Genomic DNA, 23291 nt, shown 5'->3' on the forward strand with positions numbered 1-23291 from the left:
GGCCGGGCGGTGCCCCTCGTGCGTCAGGCCGGCACTCGCCGGTCGACCACCGTGCGCAGCTTCCCGCTCGCCGCGCTGCGCTCGAAGTCCCCCGAGCGGACCGCCTCGACCGACAGGTCCAGCAGCCGCTCGGTGGTGACCGCCGCGTTCAGCTCCGGGTAGTGGGCGAGCAGGGTCGTGGCCACCACCTCCGGGTCGATGCCGCTGTGCTCCTCCATCCGGACGGTGATCCTCTCGCGCACCGGGGCCGCCTCCACGACCATCTGGAGTTCGCCGCAGTAGCCGAGGTGGTCCGCCGCGATGTGCCCGATGCGCCGGTAGTTGACGAAGTACGTGCCCGCGCGGACCACGTCCCCGGTGCGGCCGAGCAGTTCGAAGCGCGGTGTGGTGCGACCGCACGGGCAGGCGCCCTCGACCCACCGTCCGAGGTCGCCCTGTTCGTAGCGGGTGATGACCGGGGCGCCGCGGGTGTGCGGGGTGAACACCAGCCGGCCGGTGCCGCCCTCGGCGACCGGGCGGTCGGAGTCGACTTCGAGGATCTCCAGCGTGAACAGGTCGCTGAAGAGGTGGTGGACGCTGCCCTCGGCGTGCGAGCACTGGTGGCCCATGGTCCCCAGGTCCGTCCCGCCGTACACGAAGGAACGGATCAGCTCCACGCCGAAGCGCTCCTTGAGGTGGGCGCGCTGCTCGGCGCCGAAGTGCTCGCCACCGTAGAAGATCTTCTTGACGCCGCCGTAGTCGGCCAGGATGTCCCCGGCGTGCCGGAACAGCTGCCAGATGTACGAGGGCATCGCGAGCAGGGTGTTCGCGCGGTGGCGCACGATGAGCCGGGCGTCCCGTTCGTAGTCGCTGCCCGCGCAGATGGGCAGTTGGACGGCGTCGACCGCTTCGAGGAGCCCGTGGCCGTACAGGAAACTGGCGTACATGTCGCCCGCGTACAGCAGGTTGGCCACCCGGTCGGTGCGTACGTCCAGGCCCGCGGCCACCAGCCCCTCACCGGCGCGGCGGGTCTGGGTGCGGAAGTCCGCGTACGCGTACAGGGACACCGCCGGGGTTCCGCTGCTGCCGCCGCTGGCGAGGTGGAGCTGGGCCCTGTCGGATGGGACGGAGGTGTTGAGCCGCTGCACGTCGGCCTTGGTGAGGACGGGGCTCGCCGGGTCGGGGCGCTGCCACAGCGCGGGGACGGGCTCGGCGTCGGCCGGTGGGCGCAGGTCGTCGAGGCAGGTGTCGTGGGTGAAGCGCTCGTCGAGCCGGACGCTGACGCGGCGGCTGTAGCGCTGCAAGGGGTAGAGCCCGTCGTGCGGTTCACCGGCGTAGCTGTCCAGCATCGAGTCGACCGGGGTGACGCGCAGCGCGCCGGCCGTGAACAGCCGGGCCGACAGGTCGGGGACGTCGCCCCGGGTGGCGGCGAGGCCCGCCGTCTGGAGGAAGCGGCGCATGGGGCGCAGTGTCGCGACGATCCGCTCACGGGGCAGCGGCTTGATCCATACGGTGCGGTACAGCGGGGAGGCCCGCAGCGCGCTGCGGTGGTCGACGAGGATGCGCCAGGCTCCGGTGGGGCTCTCGTGGACGCGGGTGAGATCCAGGTGCTCCTCCGTCCTCGCGACGAGCACCGTGGTGGTGATCTCCGCCTGTTCGTGGACGGTGGGCTCGGCCGGTGGCTGCTCCCCCGCGCGCCGGTCCAGCGCCTCACCCAGACGCCGGGCGAAGGCGGACAGCTCCTCGCGGTCGGCGGTGTCCAGATAGACGACCTGCGGGCTGGAGCAGGCCTGCTGGTCGAGGCGGCAGACGCTGTCGGCGAGCCCGTCGAGCGTCTCACGGTCGCTCCACAGCTCGGGGGCCACATACGCGAAGGAGATCTTGTGGCCGAACGTGATGAGCCGGCACCCGGCCGGTATCTGCGCGGCCACCCCGGCGGTCGCCGCCTCTCCGCCCCAGGCCGCCACCGCGTCGGCGGGGGCGCACACCCGCCGCAGCCAGTCGGTGCGCGAGGAGGGGAACCGCAGCACGATGAGCCGCTCGGCGACGCGGCCGTCCGGGTCGCACGTGCCCAGGGCCTTCAGCAGGTGGTGGGTGAAGAGCGAGTCCTGGCCGCTGACCTTGAGGAGGTTCACATTGCCCGCGAGCAGCCCCTCGACGGCGCTGAAGATCCCCACGATCGGGTCGTTGCTGGCGGTGACGTGGGTCAGCAAGCCCACGGGCTGCCAGGACTCGAAGACGGGGGTGCGGAAGTCGGTGCGCGCCAGGCTCTGCGGCGCGGTGCCGCCGAGCTCCGCCGTGACCTTCCGCTCCAGGCCGTCGCGGCGCAGGAAGTCCGCGATCTCCGCCAGACTCCGCTCGGCCGAGGCCCGGTCCTGCCCGGCGGCCACGAGGTGGCCGGCCAGGTCGGCGCGGACGGGGTGGCCGGGTGTGGTCAGGGCGGTGCTCAACCGGTCGCAGGCCGCGATGACCTGACGGGCCGACAGCGGCCGGGTCAGCTCGTCGGCGACCAGCGCGGGAAGGTCCCCGAGGCGCTTGTCGGCCTCCGTGTCGTCGATCCAGGTGCCCTGCCAGAGGTGGTCGTGCGCGAGGCCGTTCACATCGCTCATCCCGTTCATGACGCTTCCTTGTTCAGCAGCTCGGCCGCGGCCACGGCGCAGCTGCGGTTGGTGCTGGTCCCGGCCCGGCCGTGGATCTCGAACCAGGGGGTGGCGAGGCCGCAGCCGCACTCCTCGCCCGGGTGGATCGACACCAGGTCCCCCATCACGACGCTGTGCACCGGCACCGAGGTCATGAACGGGGCGACGCAGTGGAGATACCCCCGCTCCCCGTACGGCAGGGGGGCCAGCGTCCGTACGTCGCGGGCGAACAGCCGCGACCACACCGGGGCGTGGAGGCGGTGCCGGGCGCACTCGGCGTAGGTCACCCCGTGCTCGACCGCCCCGTAGCTGTCCCGGACGCGGTGGTGGGGGATGCCGAGCTGCTCCTCGACGCGGTCGTACAGCTCCTGTTTGCCGATCTGGCGTCCGGTGTGGCCCTTCCAGCCACCGCCCAGGTACACGAAGGAGTCCGGGCGCAGTGTCAGCGGCGGCACGCCCATGGCCCGCATCCGTTCCAGGGTGAACCACAGGAAGGAGGGGAAGCCCAGCAGCCGTACGGGAAGGTCCTCCTCGGCGTAGCGGAGCAGGGTCTCGACACAGCCGAAGGAGTCGAAGACATGCTCGTCGCCGACCGCGCGCAGGGCGTAGGCGCGTCGGTTGACCGGGGCCAGGTCGCACAGGAAGTTGTCGGTGAAGGCGGTGCCCAACTGGAGCCGGTCGGTGGGCTCGTAGCTGTAGAGCAGGTAGTTGGCGGGCTGGTCGGGGGTGACGAACCCGTAGTGGTCGAGCACGAAGGCGGCCATCCGCATCACCGAGCCGATGGACCAGCGGTCGAAGAACATCTGCGACTTCTGGCCGCTGGTGCCGGAAGAGGTGAGATGGGCGGCGACGTCCTCCGGCGGGATCGACGTCACCTCGTGGGACTTGAAGAAGTTGGCGTGGATCAGCGGCAGGCCGACGGCGTCGTCCGCCGTCCGCAGCGGCGTCGCGCCCCGGCGCAGATGGTCCCGCCACACCCGCCCGTAGAACGGGGAGCGCTCGGCGTGCCAGGCAGTGACCTCGTTGACGGCGGCGGCGAACAGCTCGTCGACGGCGGGGCCCGTCGCGTACGGGTCGCGCAGGTCACCGAGCCGCTGCAACTGGCCGAGCGCGGTGGCGTCCGGCACCGGCAGCGGGTCGAAGTACTTCAGATGCGCGGGTCGCGCGTCCGGAGCCGTGGAGATGGTCATGACTCACCCTCACTTCACGGTGTCGGAGGGATCCGGGCCCACCGGGGTCCGGACATGGCTGTGCTGTCTGACGTACGGGGAGAAGCGCTCGTCGACGTCGAGCGCGTCCGCGTCCACGCGCGCGCTGGTGTGGCAGAGCAGCAGGTAGTCGTGCCACACCCCGTCCTCGCGCCGCATCGCGGGGTAGAGGGCGGTGGGGGTGAAGCCGTGGGCGAGGTGCTGCTCGATCCGGTTTCTGTCGTGCAGGGGGAGCACGGCCTCGATGTAGGAGGCCCCGCGGTCGGCCATCGCCCGCAGGACGCCCCCCAGCGCCTCCTCCGGGTCCTCGGGCGAGGAGCACCCGTCCAGGAGCAGACCGCTGCCCGCGACGGCGTCGATGACGGCGTACGCCTCGAAGCGGCCGTCGGCCGTCATGAGCAGGGTGTTCGGGCGGTGCAGCGGCAGGGTGCGGGCGGCCCCGGAGGTCGCCCGCGCGTAGCGGTCGAGGACGAGTCCGGCGTCGTGGCTCACCTCCAGGTCGGTGTCCGTCCGGGCCCGGGCGGCGACCAGTTCCGTCGCCACCTGGAGGCCGTCGAAGTCGACACCGTGGCCGCGCGCGGCCTCCAGCAGGGGCGCCACCTCGCGGGGTACGGTGCCCGGCGCCCGGCGGTGGGCGGGGATGCCGTCCCGGTAGCGGACGAGCAGGGCCAGGGTCTCCACCTCGCGCAGGGTGACCGCGCCCGGCAGCACGCCCAGGGCGTGGAAACCGTGCCGCAGCAGCAGCCGCTGCGGGGCCGGGGAGACGCACCGCGCGGTGGCGTACACCGACTCCAGCGGCCCCTCGGCGCCGAACGCCGGCTCCATCAGCGCCTCGAGCAGCGACCCGGCTATGCCGGCGCCGCCGTGGTCGGGGTGGACGGCGATGCCCTCGACCTTGCCGATGCGCAGGGGCATGTCCATGCGCAGCAGCGCGGATCCGACCACCTCTCCGGTGGCCAGGTCGCGCGCGACCCGCCACTGGACGGTGGGGTCGGCCATGGCGTCCGCCATGGCGACCGGGCAGGTGCCCAGGCGCAGCGGGTAGCAGTCGCCGTAGACGGCTCGGTACAGCTCCCGCAGCGCGGCCACGTCGTCGGCGACGGCCGTGTCGACGAGGACCCTGGTGTGCGTGGCGGGGCGCGCCAGCGTGGCGGTCATCGTGATTCCTTCGGGGTGTCGGTGGCCGGGCGGCCGGGGCTCACGGGGGCGGGGTGGGGGGCCGAGTGGCCGCGCAGCGCCAGGACGGCGGCGATCGGCAGCAGACCGGCCGCCTGGACGAGGAAGAGGGCCTGGGTCGGGACGAGGTCGCCCGCCAGGCCGAAGAAGAACGCGGCGACCGGGAAGCCGGCGCCGAGCAGCGCCAGCATCGCCGAGAAGAAGGCGGCCTTGGCGGCGGCCGGCACGGCGCGCTGGAAGGCGGCGACGAACACCACGTTGGTGGCGCCCACGGCCCAGCCCGCCACGGCCAGCGCCACCAGCACCGCGGTGCGCTCGGCGGTGAGCGCCGGTACGGCGACGGCCGCCCCGAAGAGCGCCACACAGCCGCTGCCGATGAAGGCGGGGTGGCCGGGCAGGTGCTTGCCGGTGAAGACACCGATCAGCAGGCCCAGCCACAGCGCGCCCTCCAGCAGCCCCAGCGTGAGGGCGGGGGCGTGCAGCACGTTCTTGGTGTACAGCGGGAGGATCACGAAGGTGGCCGTGATGAAGAAGTTGGCCGCGGCGAAGCAGATCAGCGCGAGCCGCACGAAGGGGAGCCCGGCGAGCAGCCGCCAGGCGCGCAGGATGCCGGTCTCCATGGCCTCGTCCTCGCCCGCCGAGTGGGCGCGGGGGCGGACGGTGGCCACGAAGGCGGCGGCGCCCACGTAGGCGAACGCGCTGACCAGGACCACACCGGTCAGGCCGATCCAGTCGACCAGGACCGCCCCGAAGAGGGCCCCGGCCATACCTACCAGGGAGTAGCTCGACTGCTCGAAGGCGGTGGCGTCCTCGATGTCGTCGTCCGCGACCAGCTCCGGGATGGCCTTGGTCAGGCACGGGTCGAACAGGGCCTGGCAGGCGGCCAGTCCGAACATCGCGGGATAGACGGCCAGGGTCGGCAGGTCGGCCAGTGCCCCGTAACCCGCCAGGACGGCCATCAGCACCGCGCCCCCGAGGACGGCGGCCCCCAGCACGGTCCGGCTGGGGCGGGCCGCTATCGCCCGTGCGACGAGCGGGGCGAGGGCGACGGGCGGGAGCGCCGCGCACACCAGGAAGAGCCCGGAGGCGAGCCCCCGGTCACCGGTGGCGACCTGTCCCAGGAGCCACCACAGGGCGCCCATCTGGTACATGCGTGTGGCGCTCTGGCTGAGCAGTTGCGCGGCCCAGGCACGGGCGAAAACGGTGTTGCGGGCGATCAGCGGCGTACGTGGGCGGCTGAGGGCGGAGCGAGGAGCGGTCAGCTCACGCGTCATGGGAGAACTCTTTCGTGGGGAGTCTGCGCCGGGCGGCGGGCCCGAGGAGCGTGTGCGCTTTCCACACCTCAGTCTCCGCCCGGAATGAGTTGATTTCATCCGCACACCGGCCGCAGTGACCCCGCCGGTCGGCGGGGGTGTGCGCGGCCGGAGCACCGGCCGCCACGGAGAGGCTGCCGTGGCGGGACCGCGGTGTCTTTACGGGTGCACCCCAGAGATTCGGGGCGCCGGGCGGGTGGTTCGCCTTCGGTACCCCAGGGCGGGCGGCCCTGAGTACCGAAGAACACCGGAGCGCGGACCCGCGTATCTCTGTGGTGGTGACCGTAGGGACATGGCGCACGGCCGCTGACAGGCTCGAGGACACGAGCTGCCGAGACCGGTCGGGGAGCAACTCCCCACCGGGCAGCACCACTCCCCTCCCCCCACGAGATGCGCCTGCCGATGTGCCCCACACGCAAGAGCCCGCTCACCCACCCGCTCGCCTCGCTGCGCAGGAAAGAGGGCCTCTCCCACGCCGGTTACGCCCAGCTCGTCGCCCGCAGGCACGCGGAACTCGGCTTCGGCAGCATGGCCGCCCGCCGCGAGAAGATCGCGCGCTGGGAGTCGGGAAAAGTGGTCCCCGAGCTCACCGCGCAGTTCACGATCGCCCGGCTGCACGGTGTGCCCCGCGCCGAGGTGCTGCGCCTGGGCTGGCCGCACTGGCTGCACATCGCGGCCGGAGAGTCCGTGCCGCTCTGCGCGGCCTGGACCGCCGAGGAAGCCCTGCGCTCGCTGCGCGCCCTCTCCCGCTCGCCGCGGACGGCCGCCCTCGACGACGGCTCCTTCACCGTCTGCGCGGGATCGGTGGACCAACTGCTCGCCCGCTGGCAGGAGTCGTCCCGTACCGCCTGCTCCCCGCTGGAACACGAGGGCCTGCCGCTCTCCGACGCCACCATGACCGCCCTGGAGGACCGCCACCGCCGGCTCCGACAGCTGTGCCGCGCCGAGGCGCCCGCAACCGGACGCGTCCTGGCGGACGCCGAGCTGCGCACGGTCACCGAGCTCCTCCACACGGCCCGCTACGGGCCGGAGTTGGGCGCCCGGCTGCTGGCGGCCGCAGCCCGTGCCGCGTGTCTCAGCGGCCTGCTCGCGTACGAACTCGGCGACCAGGCACGCGCGCAGACGGCCTATGTCGCCGCGCTGCGGGCCAGTGTCCCGGCGCAGGACGGCGAGCTCGGGCTCTGGGCGCTGCTGCTGCTCGCCGTCCAGCAGGCGGGCCAGGGCGCCCCGGCCAACGCGCTGCGGCTCCTCGCCCCGGCCGGCCGGCCGCCCCTGGCCCCCGTACGCGCCGGCTCCCCGCTGCCCGCCCTGGTGGACGCCACGCTGAGGGCGGCCCACACCCTGCTGGAGCGGACGGAACGCCTCCCGTCGGGAGAGGAGTTCACCGCGACCGAGCTGGGCGTCCTGGTCCGCCACACCTTCGCCGAGGACGCCCTGCCGGCCACGGGGGTGGGCGCGCAGGCACACCGGGGGCACACCCGTGCCTCTGGAATCCCCTCCCGCGAGCCGCTTGTGTAAGTCCTGTGCCGCGATGCCCCCCTTCCCTCCCGGCCACGCCCGGGTGGCCCCTCCCCTCCTCAACGGTCCAGCCGATCGCGTCTCCCGTCCAAGGAAGGCAACCGTGACTCTCCCGCTCACCCTCCCCAGCCCTCCCCGCCCCTCCCACCCGCCCGCTTCCGGCGTCGCCCCGGGCAGACCGCACGGCTCCGTGCGCATCCTGCGCTGGCCCGAGCAGTCGCACCAGCTCGACCAGTGCCGGGCCCAGGGCGTCCCCCGCCTGCTGCTCGTCGCACCGGCCGCGCCTCCCCCGCACTGCGTCGACCAACTGGAGGACTGGATCCGCACCCCGGCGGACCCCCAGGACGTCCTGGCCCGGCAGGCCGCCCTGCAAGTGCGGGCGGCCCCCCGCGACCCGGTCCTCGACCACCACGGGATCCTGCACTTCGCCGGCCAGGCCGTGCCCCTCGGCCAGGGCGAGGCCGACCTGGTCAGGGTGCTCCTCGCCTCCTACCGCGGGACCGTCGGCCGCGAGGACCTGACCCGGCTGATGTGGCCCGAGGGCGAGCTGCCCCGCCGCAACGCGCTCGACGTCCGCGTCCTGCGGCTGCGCCGCCGCCTCGCGCCGCTCGGCCTGGTGATCAGGACGGTGTGGGGCAAGGGCTACATGCTCGACACCCAGCCGGACGCCCAGGCCGCCCACCGCCGTACCCCGGGCGGGGAGTGAGCACCGTGGAGACGCCCAGCGCCCCCCTCACCCTCGCCGGCCTCACGCTTCGCGGCGCCGAGCGGTGGCCGCAGGCCCCGGCCCTGCGCTGGCGCACCGCCGAGGGCACCACGGACCAGCTCACCTTCGCCGAAGCCCACCGGGCTTCCGACGAGATCGCCCGGGGGCTGCTCGCCCTGGGGCTGGCCCCCGGCGACCGGGTGGCGATCCAGAGCCGGCTGCGCCCCGAGTGGACCCTCACACTCCTGGCCGCCGCCTCCTGCGGGCTGGTCCTGGTGTCGCTGCTGCCCACCACGGTCCCCGAGGAGATCGTCCATGTCGTCAACGACTGCGACGCCAAGGTCGTGATCTGCGAGGACGCCGAACAGCTCGACAAGCTGCGCACCGCCCTGCCCGGGCTGGCGGGGCTGCGCCACATCGTCGTGATCGACGAGGAGCCCGGCGTCGCCGACCCCCCGACGACGCTCGCCGCTCTCCGCCGCGCCGGGACCCACGCGGTTCCCGCCGCCGCGCTCGCCCGGCGGCGGGCGGCCGTCGTACCCGACGACCTGCTGGTCATCATCTACACCTCGGGGACCACCGGCCCGAAGAAGGGCTGCGCCCTCTCGCACCGCAACTATGTGGCGGTGCTACGGGCCCACCCCACGCCACCGGGCCGCCCACAGGAACCGGACGCCTCGCACGGCACGGTCTTCGTGGTCACCGGCCCCCACACCATCGCGCTCCTGATGCAGCTGCTCAGCTGGTGGTCCGGATACACCTTCAGCAGCTTCAACGGCGGCTCGCCCGACACCATGCCCGCCGAGCTGCGGGCCGCCGCGCCCGCCATCGTCCCGCTGGTGCCCCTGGCCCTGGAGATGATCCACCGCTCGGTCCTGGCCCCCCGTAGCGCCTGTGAGCGCGCCGAGCTCGTCGACGCCGCCCGCGAGGGTCTGCGGGTACGTCGGATGCGGGCGGCGGGCGAGCCGGTGCCGACGGTGGTCCAGGAGTGGTTCGACGAGGCCGACCGCACACTGTTCGCCGAGGTGCGTGAGCGGTTCGGCGGCAATCTGCGCCGCGCGACCGTGTCGGGAGCGCCGGTCTCCCCGGACATCCTGTCGTTCTTCGTCGGCTGCGGGGTCCCCCTGGTCGAGTGCTACGGCATGACCGAGACCGCCGCCGCCGCGACCTCCAACTCCCCCGAGACCAACCGTCTGGGCAGCGTCGGCACACCCCTTCCGGGGGTCGAGATCGCCATCAGCGACGACGGCGAGGTCCTCATCAGGGGCGACAACGTCTTCCCCGGCTACTGGGGGTACGACGAGGGCGAGTTCGGCGCCGTCCGGGACGGCTGGCTGCACACCGGCGACCTCGGCAGGCTGGACGCGGACGGCTATCTGCACCTCACCGGCCGCAAGAAGGAACTCATCCAGCTCTCCAACGGCATGGCGGTCACTCCCCATCCGCTGGAGCGGGAGCTGCGGGCCCACCCCCTCCTCTCCCAGGCGGTGCTCTACGGCGAGGCCAAACCGCATCTGGTCGCGCTGCTCACCCTGGACGCGGAGCAGGCCTCCCGGTGGGCCGCCGAACGCGGTCTGCCCACCGATCCGCGCGCCCTGGCCGCACACCCGCTCCTGCTCGACGAGGTCGGCAGGGCGGTGGACGACGCCAACGCCACCCTTCAGGAGTACTTCCGCGCCAAGGCGTTCCACGTACTGGACCGTGACCTCAGCATGGCGACCGGAGAGCTGACGATCTCCATGAAGGTGGCCCGCCCGGTCGTGCACGCCCGCTTCCGCGAGCTGTACGAATCGCTGTACGAGTAACCTCCGCGGGCATGCGGAAGGGCCCCGGTTCGGTTGTCACACAGACCGAACCGGGGCCCTTTCCCGTGCCCTGCGCGGGGCTACGGTCTCAGCCGATCTCCAGCTCCGGCTTGTACAGGTCGAGCCAGACGTGCAGGTCGAGGAGCTTCTCCAGCACAAGGCGCTGTCCGGGCGCGTTCCCCGAGGCGCCGCACGGCGTCTCGGCCGCTCGTCGCGCGGCCGCGCGGTCCACCAGGGCGAACACCGCCGCGTCCGGCTCCGCCAGGACGTCCTTGGTCTGCCGCTGCAACGCCTCGACGTAGCGGACGTCCCGCGTCATGGGGTACGGGCTCTTGGTACGGCGCTGGACGACCTCCGGCACGACGTGGCGGGTGGCCGCGCGCAGGATGCTCTTCTCCCGCCCGTCGAAGACATGCAGCGGCCAGGGGATGTTGTACGCGTACTCGACGATCCGGTGGTCGCAGAAGGGCACCCTGACCTCCAGGCCGGCGGCCATGCTGAGGCGGTCCTTGCGGTCGAGCATTCCGCCCAGGCTGCGGGTGAGGTGCAGGTGGAGGAGTTCGCGGGTGCGGCGCCGGGCCGCGTCCTCGCCGTCGAGGAAGGGCGTGGCGGCGACGGCTTCGCGGTAGCGGTGCTCGGCGAACTCCGGTATCTCCAGCGCCCTTCGCAGATCGGAGCGCAGGAAGCCGCGCTCCTGCCGGGCGGCCCCGGTGGCGGCGGTCAGCCAGGGGAAACCGGCGCTCGCGCTGACCGCCGGGTCGTGGAACCACCAGTATCCGCCGAACATCTCGTCGGCGCCCTCCCCCGACAGCGCGACGGTCGAGTGCGCGCGCACCGCGCGGAAGAGCAGCAGCAGCGAGTGGTCCATGTCGCCGCGCCCCACGGGCAGGTCCCGGGCCGCCACACAGGCCCGCCGCACCTCCTCGTCGGCGAGCGCCGCCGGGTCCAGGACCAGGTTGGTGTGGCGGGCGCCCACGTGCGCGGCCACGGCCTCGGCGTACGCGGTGTCGGGGCTGACGTTGTGCCCGTCGGGCACGAAGTGCTCGCTGTGGCCGACGAAGTCGACGGAGAAGGAGCGCAGCGGCTCGCCGCCGTAGGCGAGTTCACGGGCGGCGAGCCCGGTGACGGCGCTGGAGTCGAGGCCGCCGGACAGCAGGGAGCACAGCGGTACGTCGGCGACCAGCTGCTCGCTCACCGAGCCTTCGAGCAGGGCGGCCAGCCGGCCCGCGGTGGCCTCGCGGCCGTCGGTGTGCTCGGTGGCGCGCAGCTCCCAGTACGACCGCTCGCGCAGCCCCGAGCGGTCGAGCACGGCGATATGGGCGGGCGGCAGTTCGCGCATGCCCTTCCACACGGCGGCGCCGGGCGTCTTGACGCCCAGCATGATCTCCCGCAGCCCGTCGAGGTCCACGGCGGGGCGGACGTCCGGGTGCGCGAGGAGCGCCTTGGGCTCGGATCCGAAGAGCACACCGTCGGACGTGGGGTGGTAGTAGAGGGGTTTGATGCCGAGCCGGTCGCGGACCAGGAGCAGCCGTTCGCTGCGGCCGTCCCACACACCGAAGGCGTACATGCCGGTGAGCCGGTCGACGAGGGCGTCGCCCCACTCCAGATAGCCGCGCAGCACCACCTCGGTGTCGCTCGCGGTGCTGAACCGGTGGCCACGGGCGCGCAGTTCGGCGCGCAGCTCCCGGAAGTTGTAGACCTCGCCGCTGTAGGTGAGCGCCACCGTGCCGTCGGCGGTGGTGGCGGTCATCGGCTGGGCGCCGCCCGCCAGGTCGATGATGGACAGCCGGCGGTGGCCGAAGGCGGCGTGGCGTTCGACCCAGGTGCCGCCCGCGTCCGGCCCCCGGCCGGTCATCGTGGCGGTCATCCGCTCCAGCAGCTCACGTCGTCCGGTGAGGTCACCGTCGTACGACACCCATCCAGTGATTCCGCACATCTGTTGTCTCCGGGGTGGTTGTGCGGCACACCACCGGGGCGGGGCGGCGTCAGGGCGCGGCCTCGCCCCGGTGGCGGCTGCGGGGAGGGAAGGACTAGTCGACGAAGATGTGGTCGCCGCGCAGGGTGGTGCCGTCCGGGGTCGCCTCGGCCGGGTCGGACCCGAGGGAGACCACCTTGTTGTCCGCGTCGACGAAGACCACCCTGGGTTCGACCTTGGCCGCTTCCGAGGCCTCGACCTGCCCGTACGCGATGATGATCACCAGGTCACCGGGGCTGATGAGCCGGGCCGCGGCCCCGTTGATGCCGACCACGCCGGTGCCTCGGGGCCCTTCGATGAGGTAGGTGGACAGCCGGTTGCCGTTGTTGATGTCGACGATGTCCACCTTCTCGCCCGGCAGCAGACCGGCGGCGTCCATGAGGTCGGCGCACAGGGTGAGGGAGCCGACGTAGTGGAGGTCCGCCTGGGTGACGGTGGCACGGTGGATCTTGGCAGTGAACATGGTGCGGAGCATGGGAACGGTTCCTGTTCTGTGCGAGGGGGGTGGGGACAACGGGACAGCGGGTCAGAGCTGGAGCGACTTGACTTCGAGGAACTCCTCCAGGCCGAAGACGCCGTGTTCACGGCCGTTCCCGGACTGCTTGTAACCGCCGAAGGGCGCACGGGGGTTGAAGCCCCCGCCGTTCACCTCGACCTGCCCGGCGCGGATCCGCCGGGCCACGGCCAGGGCGCGCTCGCGGTCGGCCGACCACACGGCGGCGGCCAGGCCGTACGGGGTGGCGTTGGCGAGCGCCACGGCCTGGTCGTCGTCCTCGTCGTCGTAGCACTCGATCACCAGCACCGGGCCGAAGACCTCCTCGTGCTGGACGTCCATCGCCGTGGTGACGTCGGACAGGACGGTGGGGCGGACGTAGTAGCCGTAGGGCTGGTCCCCGGGGGGCTCGGCGCCGCCGGTGACGAGCGTGGCGCCCTGACCCAGGGCCCGTTGGACGTGGCGGCGCACCCGGTCGCGCTGACCGGCGGAGACCAGCGGGCCGAGCTGGGTGCCGGGCAGCAGGGGGTGGCCCACCCGGGTCGCCTCGGCGGCCTTCGCGGCGGCCCGCTCGACCTCCTCCTTGCGGTTGCGCGGCACCACCAGACGGGTCAGGGCGCAGCACGTCTGCCCGTTGTTGAGGAAGGCGGCGGCGACCGCACGCGGCACGACCTCGTCGACGTCGGCGTCCGGGAGCAGCACCGTGGGGCTCTTGCCGCCGAGTTCGAGCGAGACCCGCTTGACGGTGCCCGCGGCGGCCCGGGTGATGGTCCTGCCCACCTCCGTGGAGCCGGTGAAGGAGACGAAGTCGACGTCGGGGTGCGCGGCGAGCGCCTGCCCCGCCACCGGCCCCGTCCCGCTCACCAGGTTGAACACCCCGGCGGGCAGCCCGGCCTCGTCGATGACCTCGGCCAGGGCGAAGACGCTCAGCGGCGCCAGCTCACTGGGTTTGAGCACCACCGTGTTGCCCGCCACCAGGGCGTAGGCGGCCTTCGCCGCGACCTGGTACAGCGGGTAGTTCCACGGTGTGATCGCGCCCACGACCCCGAACGGCTCCCGGATGAGCAGCGACTGGGCCTGGTTCTGTTCGTACGTATAGGTCTCGCCCACGTCGGCCGCGGTACGGAAGGCCAGGGCCGCGAGGCCGACCTGGGCGATGCGGGCGAAGCCGATGGGCGTCCCCACCTCACGGGCGATCAGCTCGGCGAGCTCGGGCGCGCGGCGCTCGATGCCGTCGGCGACCTGGCGCAGATACGCGGCCCGCTCCTTGGCGGGGGTGTCGGCCCAGCCCGGGAAGGCCCGGCGTGCCGCCCGCACCGCGAGGTCGACGTCCTCGGGTGCGCCGCCCGGCGCCGAGCCGATCACCTTCTCGGTGGCCGGCTCGATCACGTCGATGACGCAGCGCGAGGTGGCGGCGGTCCAGGCGCCGTCGAGGTAGATGTGGCGGTGGTGCATACCGTTGCCCCTTCCTGAGGGCGGGGTGGGAGTGGTCATGACGCCGCGCCTTCGGTCCGGCTTCGCGGCGCGGCGGGCGGGTGGCTCCGCACGGCGTGCTCGATGTGGCGCAGCGCCGTGCGGAAGGCGGTGAGGTGCGGGAGCAGGAAGAAGATGTGCAGCGCACCGGGCAGTCGGCGCACCGTCGCGGGCACCTGGTCGCGCTCCAGCCGCCGCGCGTACTCCTCGGCCTCGTCCCGCAGCGGGTCGTGCTCGGCGGTGAGGACGAGGGCGGGAGGCAGCCCGGAGAAGTCGTCGGCGAGCAGCGGCGCGGCCAGCGGGCTGCGGGCCGCCTCGGGATCGGGCACGTACAGCTCCCAGAAGCGCTCCATCGCCGCGCGGGTGTTCAGATAGCCCTCGGCCTTCTCGCGGTAGGACGCGAAGGGGGTGTGCCGGGCGGGCGCCAGCGGAGGGCAGATGAGGATCTGCAGGGCGGGACGGGGGCCGCCCTCCTGGAGGGCCGTGCGGCAGGCGGCCGCGGCCAGGTTCGCTCCGGCGCTCTCCCCCGCCACGATCAGATGGCCGGGGTCGGCGCCGAGCTCGGCGGCGCGTGCGGCGAGCGCGCACAGGGCCGCGTACGCGTCGTGCGCGGGCCCGGGGAACTGGGTCTCGGGGGCGAGCCGGTACCCGGCTGCGGCGACGACCGCGCCGGTGGCGTTGGCCAGTTGGCGCAGTGGCCGGTCGACCAGGTCGACATCGCCCGCGGCCCAGCCGCCGCCGTGGAAGAACACCAGCAGCGGGCGCGGGCCCGGACGCGGCTCCGGCTGGTAGACCCGTACCGGCAGCAGGCCCGCCGGTCCCGGTACGAACGTGGCGAGGACGCGGGCCACCGGCTCCGGCTCCCCCTGCGCCTGGCGCAACCGGCCGACCAGCAGCCGCAGTTCGGGCACGTCGGCGCTCTCCAGCGGCGGGAACCCCTGCGCGCGCAGCGCGTCCAGGATGGACTGCGCGTCCGACGACGGGTGCGGGTGCGGTGGGGGGTGCGTGGTCATGGCGCTCCTTGCGGTGGGGCAGACGGGTGCGGCGTCACGGCCGGCGCTGCCGGGGCACGGCGGGGCGGAAGTGGCGGAGGTCGAGGCGCGCGGTCCTGCGGCGGTACTCCACCGTCTGGCCGGGCCAGTTGTTGGTCACCCGGCCCGAGGGGTGGCGGTACCAGCTGGTGCAGGTCGCCCACACCGAGCGCCGGGTCCGCCGGGTCATCTCGGCGTCGAAGGCCTCGGCGACCTCGGGCCGCACTTCGAGGTAGGCCCGGGTGCCCTTGACCAGTTCGCGGACCGCCGCCCTGATGTACCGGATCTGGCTCTCGATCATGTAGACGGCCGACCCGGCGCCGATGTTGGTGTGCGGGCCGTAGACGAGGAAGAGGTTGGGGAACCCCGGCACCGTCATCCCCAGATGGGCGCGGGCCCCGTCGCTCCACAGCCGCGACAGCTCCGCGCCGCGCCGTCCGCGTACCCTCAGCGGGCCGAGGAAGTCGGTGGTGGCGAACCCGGTCGCGTACACGATGGTGTCGACCTCGTGCCGGACGCCGTCGGCGGTGCGGATCGCCGTCTCGGTCAGCTCCGTGATGGGCTCGGTCACCAGGGTGACGTCGGGCCGTTGCAGCGCCGGGTAGTAGGTGCTGGAGATGCCCACCCGTTTGCAGCCGATGGCGGTGGTGGGGGTGAGCCGCGCCCGCAGCACCGGGTCGGTGAGCTGTTTGGTCAGCTGCGCCTCGCTGCCGCGTCGGGTCAGCCCGATGGTGGGCCAGCGCCGGGTCAGCCCGCTCACCAGTGACTCGTTGAAGAGCCACCAGCCCAGCCGCGCGGCCTTGTGCCGCAGGTCCCGCACCGGGCGGGGCAGGCTCCGGGAGGTGTCCAGGACGCGGTCCCACTTGGGGACGACATAGGGGGCCGAGCGCTGGAAGACGGTCAGGTGCTCCACCTCGTCGGCGATGGCCGGAACGATCTGGAGGGCGCTCGCACCGGTCCCGACCACCGCCACCCGCCGGCCGCGCAGCGCGTGTCCGTGGTCCCACCGAGCCGAGTGGAAGGCGCGTCCGGTGAAGCGTTCCGCGCCGGGGATGGCGGGCACGACCGGCCGGTTGAGCTGGCCGCAGGCGGCGACGAACACCTCCGCCTCGACGGTCTCCCCGGCCGCCGTGCGCAGCCGCCACACCAGCTGGTCCTCGTCGAAGACGGCCTCGGTGACCTCCTGCCCCAGCCGCAGATGGGGGCCGAGGCCGTGGGCGGCCACGCACGAGCGCAGATAGTCGAGGATCTCGGTCTGCGGGGCATACCTCCGCGACCAGGGGTAGCGGGGGCCGAAGGAGTACGAGTAGAGGGAGGCGGGCACGTCGCAGGCCGCGCCGGGGTAGGTGTTGTCCCGCCAGACGCCGCCGATCCCGGGCGCCTTGTCGAGGACGACGAAGTCGTGGTGGCCGGCCCGCTTGAGGGCGATGGCCACCCCCAGGCCACCGAATCCCGCGCCCACGACGGCGACCCTCACGCGCCGTCCGGCGGCTGCCGTGCTCACCGCTCGTCCCCGGCCGGGGCGGGCGGGATGTTGTGGTTGAAGCGGAGCAGGTTGTCCGGGTCGTACTGGGCCTTGACCTGGGCGAGGCGCCGCAGCCGGGCGTCGTTCCAGAACGCGCTGACCCGCATGTCCGCGTCGTCCTCGCTGAGCAGGTTGAGGTAGGCCGCGCCCGTCCCGAAGGCCCGCAGCCGGGCGCCCGCGTCACGCACCCAGGCGCGGCACCGGTCGTTGTCGGCCGGGTCCGCCCACTGGCCGACGATGTGGATCAGCCAGCTCTCCTCGCGGTGGGCGAAGGCGGTGGCGTCGGCGGGGATCCGGGTGGGCTCCGCGTCGAACGGGATCACCTGGAGCACGGTCTCGGGCGAGGGCAGGTCCGCGCCGATGCGCGCCACCGTCTCCCGCTCGGCGGGACCGAACTCCGGCAGGAACTCGCTGGTCCAGTACTGCTGGTGGTCCCGCGGGTTGGCGGGGTCCAGCATCGACTGGACGTGCACGAGCGGCATCGGGGCGATGGCGTCGATGAGCGGCTCGCCGAACTCGCGGAAGCGCCGCACCACTTCCCAGCCGTCCTCCACGTCACCGGCGTACCGCAGGAAGAAGCCGACGACGGGCCGGCCCTGGTGCTCCTCGGGGAAGAACTCCAGATGCGGCACCCGCAGGAAGACGACGTCGGTGCTCAGCTCGTCCGGTGTCTTCGCGATCTCCTGGTGCAGGAACTCCAGGACGGCGGGGGCCTCTTCGACCGGGTAGGCGACGATGCCCGCGAGCATCATCGGCCCCACCGGGTGCGCCCGGTACTCGAAGGAGGTGACGACGCCGAAGTTCCCACCGCCCCCGCGCACGGCCCAGAACAGCTCGGTGTGCTGTTCGGCGCTTGCGGTCACCAGCTCCCCGTTCACCGTGACCATGTCCACCGAGAGCAGGTTGTCGCAGGTCAGGCCGTACTTCCTCTGGAGCATGCCCATACCGCCGCTGAGGGTGAGGCCCGCGATGCCGGTCTCGGAGACCTGGCCGCTGGGCACCGCGAGGCCGTGGACCTGGGACTCGCGGTCCACATCGCCCAGCGTCGCCCCGGCCTGGGCCCGTACGGTGCGGCGCGCGGGGTCGACGTGCACCGCCCGCATCAGGGACATGTCGATGAGGAGGCCGCCGTCGCAGGTGCCGTGGCCGGCGATGCTGTGCCCGCCGCCGCGCACGGCGACCGGCAGGCCCGCCTCGCGGGCGTGGGCCAGGGCCGCGATGACGTCGGCGGTGCCGAGGCAGCGCACGATGAGCGCGGGCCGACGGTCGATCATCGCGTTGAAGACGCGGCGCACGGTGTCGTACTCCGGGTCGTCCGGGGTGATCACCTGTCCGCGCAGCGCGGCGCGCAACTGGTCGAGGGCGGGGGAGTTCATGCCTTGCCTCCTGGGGCGTTCGGCGTTCGGGGAGAAGGCGGGTGCCGCGGCGGCCCGCCGGTGCTGACGGTCAGGCGTGCTGGCGGTCAGGCGTGCAGGGCGGCGGCCTCGGCGCGGCGGCGCTCCATGAACTCCTCGAACTTGTCGTGGAGTTCGTCGGTGGCGCGCATCAGTCGGCCGGTGGCGGGGTCGACGAGCGAGTGCACCGAATGGGCCTCGGCGAGGAGGCGTCCGCCGTTGGTGCGGTAGATCTCGTAGTGGCACTCCAGATGGCGCCGCGGGGTGACCGCCCAGGTCCGGATGGTCAGGTCGTCCAGGTACTTGGCCGGCTCGTGGAAGCGCGCCCGGAAGTTCGTCGTGGTGATCGTGTAGTTCCAGAAGTCGACGCCCACGGCGAGGGCGAACGCCTCGCGCCCGAGGTCGAACCAGGGAACGTAGCTGGCGTAGTAGGCATGGCCCTGCACATCGCACTCGCCCCAGCGGACCCGGGCGGTCGTATCGATGTGATTCCAGCCCTCGATGGCGGAAACCGTTTCAACCCAGCGCGGCATGACGCCTCTCTTCTCTCACAGGGGTTCAGAAAAGGCACGCCCGGAGGAATGTTGAATTCCTCGACGAGCGCCGAAATGCGGAACCGAGCCGCATCGACATCAGCAGGCTATGCAGAGGAATACGAGCCCGTCAACAAGGCCTTGAAAGCATTACTCAACGCCTTCCATCATGACGCTGAGCTGCGAAATCTTACGCGTTTCTGTCATCCCTTACAGCCCTGGAAAAGAGGGCTTTCACGGCCGGTAAGAGAAAGGGACAACCGCGACAGATCGGTTGACACGCATGCCGGGCGGTCCCTAACTTCTTCCTTGTGACGGGACGCCGAACAGCACCCGGAAAGCCTGTTCTCCCTCCAGGAATTCCATTTCCTCTTGGGAAAACAATTCCTCCGGTCACCCCCGGTCCCGTCTTCCGTTTCTCCGCCATCGCGCAGCGACAGGAGTCGTCGATGGAAATGTCAGAAATTCTTCGCGCCATGCCCCGCGACGTCCACGCGGCGGGCATCGACCTCGTCGACCTGTGCCGCTGGGACCTGGCGGTCGCCCGCACCAAGGGGGAGCTTCTGCAGCGCGTCTTCACCCTGGCCGAGCGCCGGGCCGCCGAGGACGGCGCCGACGCGGACACACCGCACCAGCGGCTCCTCGGCAAGGCGTTCGGTGTCAAGGAAGGTGTCGTCAAGGCCGTCGGGGGGCTGCCGAAGGGCGCGGCGTTCAAGGACATCGAGGTCGAGGTCGCGCCCGGCGAGCCCGCCTGGCCGGTCCGCCTGCACGGCGAACTGGAGCGCTGGGCCACCGAACGCGGGGTGGAGATGGTGGGCGGCGCTCACGACATCGGCGACGACATGGCCGCCGCGTGGGCCGCCGCCCGCACCCCGGTCGAGCCGGAGGGCAGCACCCCATGAGCGGCGCCTGCACCGCCTTCGTCTTCCCCGGGCAGGGCAGCCAGTTCCCCGGCATGGGACGCGAGTCCGACCGGTTCGGGGACGAGGCCGCGAAGGTCGTCGCCCGCGCCGAGGAGGTGACGGGCCTGCCGGTCGCGGAGCTGATGTCCACGGCCGACGCGCACACCCTCACCGACCCCGAGATCGCCCAGGTCCTGGTCTTCGTCTGGTCGGCGGCCGCACTGACCCGGCTGTACGCCCAGGGGCTGCGGCCCTCGTACGTCGCCGGGCACAGCCTCGGGGAGTTCACCGCCCTGTACGCGGCCGGGAGCCTCGACCTGGACACCGCCCTGCGGCTGGTGTCCTGCCGGGGCCGGGCCATGCGCGACGCGGCCCGCCTCTCCCCGGGGTCCATGGCCGCGATCGTGGGACTCCCCCTGGACCTGGTCCGCGGGATGTGCCGGGAGGCGTGCGACGACACGGACCTGGTGACGGTCGCCAACGTCAACTCCCCCCGCCAGGCCGTCGTCTCCGGCAGCACCCCGGCGGTGCGGCGCGTCGTCGAGCGGGCGCAGGCCCTCGGAGCGCTGCGGGCACGGCAGCTGGCGGTCGGCGGGGCCTACCACTCCCCCCTGATGGCACCGGCGCTGCCGCCGCTCGCCGCCGAGCTGGCCCGGGCCCGGCTCCACCCGCCCCGCACCCCCCTCGTCTCCAGCACCACCGGCCGGGTGGTCGAGGACATCGAGGAGTACCACGACGAACTGCCCTGGCAGATGCTGCGCCCCGTGCAGTGGCGGCGCACCGTCACCACCCTGCGCGAGCGGGGAGTCGGCCTCTTCGTGGAGGCCGGACCCGGGCGGGTGCTGGCGGGGCTGGGGCGCGAGAGCGCCCGTGAGGCCACCCACCTGGGCGTCCACGACGCCCTGCGCACCTCCCCCCGCCACCCGGTCGACACCCACCTGACCACCGCGACAACGAAGGACAGCTCGTGACCGAACTCGAAGGACGCATCGCGCTTGTCACCGGGGCCACCAAGGGAATCGGACTCGCCGTCGCGACCGACCTGGCCCGGGCCGGCGCCACTGTCCTCCTCAACCACCGCGGCAACCCCGAACAGGCCCAGGCCGCCCTGCACACCGTGCGGGAGGTGCGGCCCGACGCGGAGCTCGTCCAGGCCGACATCTCCCGCCCGGACGACGTGGACCGTATGTACCGGGACATCCGCCGGCGGTACGGGCGCCTGGACGCCCTGGTCAACAACGCGGGCATCACCCAGGACGGCTACGCGGTCATGATGGGCGAGTCCAAGTGGCGGCAGGTGATCGACACCAACCTCACCGGCGCCTTCCTCTGCTGCCGGGCCGCCGGGCGGATGATGGCGAGCCGGCGCAGCGGATCCATCGTCACCGTCTGCTCCACCAGCGCCTTCAACCCGCCCGCCGGCCAGGCCAACTACGCGGCTTCCAAGGCCGGGGTCCTGGCGATGGTCAAGTCGATGGCCAAGGAGCTCGGCTCGTACGGCGTACGCGTCAACGCGGTGGTCCCCGGGTTCGTGGACACCGCGATGACCCGCCAGATGCCGGCCGACCGGCTCGCCGAGAGCCTCGACGGTATCCCGCTGGGCCGTATCGGCCGCCCCGAGGAGGTGGGCTCCGCCGTGCGGTTCCTGCTCGGCGACACCGCCTCGTACATCACCGGCACCTCACTCGTCGTCGACGGCGGACTCATCAGCTGAGCCACGGGCCCGCCCACCGACGATCCCCCTATCCCCTATCCCCACCCTCACCGGAATCGGAGACACCCCATGGTCATGTCCCTGGAAGAAGCCACCACCCACGCCGCGCGTCGGCACGAGCTGGCCCTGGAGGTCAAGACGCTGCTGGTGGACCGGCTGGCGCTGGACGTCGACCCGGCCGCCATCGGCGACGACCAGCCGCTGTTCGGCCGCGGTCTGGAGCTCGACTCGATCGACACCCTGGAACTGGCGATGGCCGTCGAGGACACCTTCGGCGTCACCATCACCGACGACGACACCCACAGCCTGCTCTCCCTCAACCGGCTGCTCGACCACATCCAGGCAGAGCAGTCATGAGCGAGCACTCCACCCCGGCGCGCGGCGCCGTCCTGAGCGCCGACGACATCGCCCGGCTGCTGCCGCACCGCCACCCGTTCTTCCTGCTGGACCGGGTCACGGCCCTGGAGCCGGGCACCAGCGCCGAGGCGATCAAGAACATCACCTCGTCCGACGCCGTCCTGGCCGGGCACTTCCCCGGGCGCATGATCTACCCCGGTGTGCTGCTCGTGGAGTGTGTGGCCCAGCTCGCCGCCGTCGTCTACGGCACCGCCGGCGCCCTGCGCGCCACCGGCGAGATCGTCGGCGACGTCGCCGACCGCGTCGGCTACCTCGCCGAGATCCGCCAGGCGAAGTTCCTCAAGCCCGTCGTCCCCGGCGACCAGGTGGTCTTCCGCCTCCAGAGCGGCCCCCGCGTCGGCGGCCTGATCTCGGTCACCGGCCAGGCCTCCGTCGGCAGCGAGCCGGTGCTCACCGTCCGGCTGGCCGTCACCGAACGCGAAGCCTGACTCCCCACCCCCACTTCACGTCGTCACGAATTCCCTAGGAGCACCCATGAAGACCGCCTACACCAACACCCCTGACGAGTACGCCGTACTGCGTGAGTCGTGCGGGCTGCTCGACTACGCGGACATCGGCCTGGTCCGGGTCTCCGGCCCCGGGGCCACCGACTTCCTCGGCCAAGTGGCCACCCGGGGCGTCGAGTTCCTCCTGGAGGGGCAGAGCATGACCGCCCTGCTGCTGCGCGCGGACGGCACGCTCCTGTCCGAGGTGCTCGTCCACTGCCACACCGGCCACTACCTGGTGGAGATCTGGCCCGCCCAGGCGGCGGAGGCCACCGAGCACCTGCTCACCCGTGGCGCCCTCGCCCCGGACACCACCGTGCAGGACGTGAGCGAGGAGTACGACGTGCTGGCCGTCGAGGGACCGGCGTCCTTCCGCATCGCGCAGAAGTACCTCCCCTTCCCGGTGGCCTCCATGGGGTACCGCAGCTTCGTCACCACCGACCACGACGGCCGCTCGCTGACCGTCTCCCGCACCGGGGTGACCGGTGAGTACGGCTACAAGTTCTTCGCCCCGGCCGGCGCCGGAGAGGCGCTGCGGGCCGAGTTCACCGGGCTCGGCGCGGTGGAGTGCGGCAAGGACGCGGTCGACGTGTGCCGGATGGAGGTCCGCTTCGCCAGCGTGGAGCACGAGGCCGCCGACGGCCGGGCCACCGCGTTCGACCTCGGTCTCCAGTGGATGATCGAGCCCGGCAAGGAGCCGGCGGGCGCAGCCGACCAGCCGCGCCGGCCCGTCTGCTGGGTCGGTGCCGAGGAGATGACCGAGCGCCCCGCGCACGGCGCCGTCCTGGCGGTCAGCGACGCGGAGGTGGGGGTGGTCACCCACGCGGTCTGGTCGCCACGTCTGAGCCGGGTGATCGGCACCGCCCAGGTCGACGCGGCGGTGGCCGCCTCCGGCCAGGAGTTCGCCCTCGCCGACGGCGGCACCGCCCTGCGCACCGTCTCCGCCCCCTTCCTCACCGCCACCAGCCTCGACGTCGCGCTGGACTGACGCGGTACGCGGGGCGG

Annotated in this window: 20 protein-coding genes; 9 read left to right on the plus strand and 11 right to left on the minus strand. The window is 72.8% G+C overall.

Annotated elements, in window-relative coordinates:
* Window positions 1–23: 23 nt before the first annotated feature.
* Genes ABD236_RS12765 through ABD236_RS12780 form a run of 4 tightly spaced genes read right to left on the minus strand, consistent with a single transcriptional unit; the run spans window position 24 to window position 6276 of the window.
* Window positions 24–2597, minus strand: a complete 2574-nt coding sequence (locus ABD236_RS12765) for an acyl-CoA reductase (RefSeq protein ID WP_344073658.1) — start codon at window positions 2595–2597, stop codon at window positions 24–26.
* Entirely contained in the window at window positions 2594–3808 is a 1215-nt protein-coding gene (locus tag ABD236_RS12770) for a LuxE/PaaK family acyltransferase (protein WP_344073660.1), read from the minus strand. Before ABD236_RS12770 ends, ABD236_RS12765 begins: the two co-directional genes overlap by 4 nt.
* 9 nt (window positions 3809–3817) lie before the next feature.
* Window positions 3818–4984, minus strand: a complete 1167-nt coding sequence (locus ABD236_RS12775; protein ID WP_344073661.1) for a GNAT family N-acetyltransferase — start codon at window positions 4982–4984, stop codon at window positions 3818–3820.
* Window positions 4981–6276, minus strand: a complete 1296-nt coding sequence (locus ABD236_RS12780) for an MFS transporter (protein WP_344073662.1) — start codon at window positions 6274–6276, stop codon at window positions 4981–4983. Before ABD236_RS12780 ends, ABD236_RS12775 begins: the two co-directional genes overlap by 4 nt.
* A gap of 441 nt (window positions 6277–6717) precedes the next feature.
* Here ABD236_RS12780 and ABD236_RS12785 point away from each other — a divergent pair, with 441 nt between their 5' ends.
* From ABD236_RS12785 to ABD236_RS12795, 3 genes are all read left to right on the plus strand, one after another.
* Window positions 6718–7833: an NsdA family TPR-like regulatory protein gene (locus tag ABD236_RS12785; RefSeq protein ID WP_344073663.1), complete on the plus strand. Its 1116-nt coding sequence runs from the start codon at window positions 6718–6720 to the stop codon at window positions 7831–7833.
* Window positions 7834–7936: 103 nt separating this feature from the next.
* Entirely contained in the window at window positions 7937–8539 is a 603-nt protein-coding gene (locus tag ABD236_RS12790) for a helix-turn-helix domain-containing protein (RefSeq protein ID WP_344073664.1), read from the plus strand.
* 5 nt (window positions 8540–8544) lie between these two features.
* Window positions 8545–10344 carry an AMP-dependent synthetase/ligase gene (locus tag ABD236_RS12795; protein ID WP_344073665.1) on the plus strand — a complete coding sequence of 600 codons (1800 nt, stop codon included), beginning with the start codon at window positions 8545–8547 and terminating at the stop codon, window positions 10342–10344.
* An 88-nt stretch (window positions 10345–10432) separates the two neighbouring features.
* Here ABD236_RS12795 and asnB read toward each other — a convergent pair whose 3' ends face one another.
* The 7 genes from asnB to ABD236_RS12830 form a co-directional block, all read right to left on the minus strand.
* Entirely contained in the window at window positions 10433–12280 is a 1848-nt protein-coding gene (gene asnB / locus ABD236_RS12800) for an asparagine synthase (glutamine-hydrolyzing) (RefSeq protein WP_344073666.1), read from the minus strand.
* A 94-nt stretch (window positions 12281–12374) separates the two neighbouring features.
* Window positions 12375–12794 carry an aspartate 1-decarboxylase gene (gene panD, locus ABD236_RS12805; RefSeq protein ID WP_344073668.1) on the minus strand — a complete coding sequence of 140 codons (420 nt, stop codon included), beginning with the start codon at window positions 12792–12794 and terminating at the stop codon, window positions 12375–12377.
* 51 nt (window positions 12795–12845) lie between these two features.
* A complete protein-coding gene (locus ABD236_RS12810; RefSeq protein WP_344073670.1) occupies window positions 12846–14306 on the minus strand; it encodes an aldehyde dehydrogenase family protein in 1461 nt (486 codons plus the stop codon).
* A complete protein-coding gene (locus ABD236_RS12815) occupies window positions 14303–15298 on the minus strand; it encodes an alpha/beta hydrolase (RefSeq protein WP_344073671.1) in 996 nt (331 codons plus the stop codon). Before ABD236_RS12815 ends, ABD236_RS12810 begins: the two co-directional genes overlap by 4 nt.
* Window positions 15299–15332: 34 nt before the next feature.
* Window positions 15333–16820 (minus strand): flavin-containing monooxygenase, encoded by a 1488-nt coding sequence (locus ABD236_RS12820; protein ID WP_344073673.1) that lies wholly within the window; start codon window positions 16818–16820, stop codon window positions 15333–15335.
* Window positions 16817–18217 (minus strand): FAD-binding oxidoreductase, encoded by a 1401-nt coding sequence (locus ABD236_RS12825; RefSeq protein ID WP_344073674.1) that lies wholly within the window; start codon window positions 18215–18217, stop codon window positions 16817–16819. Before ABD236_RS12825 ends, ABD236_RS12820 begins: the two co-directional genes overlap by 4 nt.
* 86 nt (window positions 18218–18303) lie before the next feature.
* Window positions 18304–18768 carry an acyl-CoA thioesterase gene (locus ABD236_RS12830; RefSeq protein WP_344073675.1) on the minus strand — a complete coding sequence of 155 codons (465 nt, stop codon included), beginning with the start codon at window positions 18766–18768 and terminating at the stop codon, window positions 18304–18306.
* A 455-nt stretch (window positions 18769–19223) separates the two neighbouring features.
* On the opposite strand from ABD236_RS12830, the gene ABD236_RS12835 reads away from it, so the two are divergent.
* From ABD236_RS12835 to ABD236_RS12860, 6 genes are all read left to right on the plus strand, one after another.
* Window positions 19224–19670: a holo-ACP synthase gene (locus ABD236_RS12835; RefSeq protein WP_344073676.1), complete on the plus strand. Its 447-nt coding sequence runs from the start codon at window positions 19224–19226 to the stop codon at window positions 19668–19670.
* Window positions 19667–20641 carry an ACP S-malonyltransferase gene (locus tag ABD236_RS12840; RefSeq protein WP_344073677.1) on the plus strand — a complete coding sequence of 325 codons (975 nt, stop codon included), beginning with the start codon at window positions 19667–19669 and terminating at the stop codon, window positions 20639–20641. The genes ABD236_RS12835 and ABD236_RS12840 overlap by 4 nt, the downstream gene beginning before the upstream one ends.
* Window positions 20638–21384, plus strand: coding sequence for an SDR family NAD(P)-dependent oxidoreductase (locus tag ABD236_RS12845; protein ID WP_344073678.1), 747 nt, complete (start codon window positions 20638–20640; stop codon window positions 21382–21384). Before ABD236_RS12840 ends, ABD236_RS12845 begins: the two co-directional genes overlap by 4 nt.
* Before the next feature lie 75 nt (window positions 21385–21459).
* Window positions 21460–21741: a phosphopantetheine-binding protein gene (locus ABD236_RS12850; RefSeq protein ID WP_344073679.1), complete on the plus strand. Its 282-nt coding sequence runs from the start codon at window positions 21460–21462 to the stop codon at window positions 21739–21741.
* Window positions 21738–22229, plus strand: coding sequence for a 3-hydroxyacyl-ACP dehydratase FabZ (fabZ, locus tag ABD236_RS12855; protein WP_344073680.1), 492 nt, complete (start codon window positions 21738–21740; stop codon window positions 22227–22229). The genes ABD236_RS12850 and fabZ overlap by 4 nt, the downstream gene beginning before the upstream one ends.
* A gap of 46 nt (window positions 22230–22275) precedes the next feature.
* Complete coding sequence (locus ABD236_RS12860; RefSeq protein ID WP_344073681.1) at window positions 22276–23274, plus strand: glycine cleavage T C-terminal barrel domain-containing protein; 999 nt, start codon at window positions 22276–22278, stop codon at window positions 23272–23274.
* Window positions 23275–23291: the final 17 nt, after the last annotated feature.

It is taken from the genome of Streptomyces crystallinus, assembly GCF_039521265.1.
GTDB lineage: Bacteria > Actinomycetota > Actinomycetes > Streptomycetales > Streptomycetaceae > Streptomyces > Streptomyces crystallinus.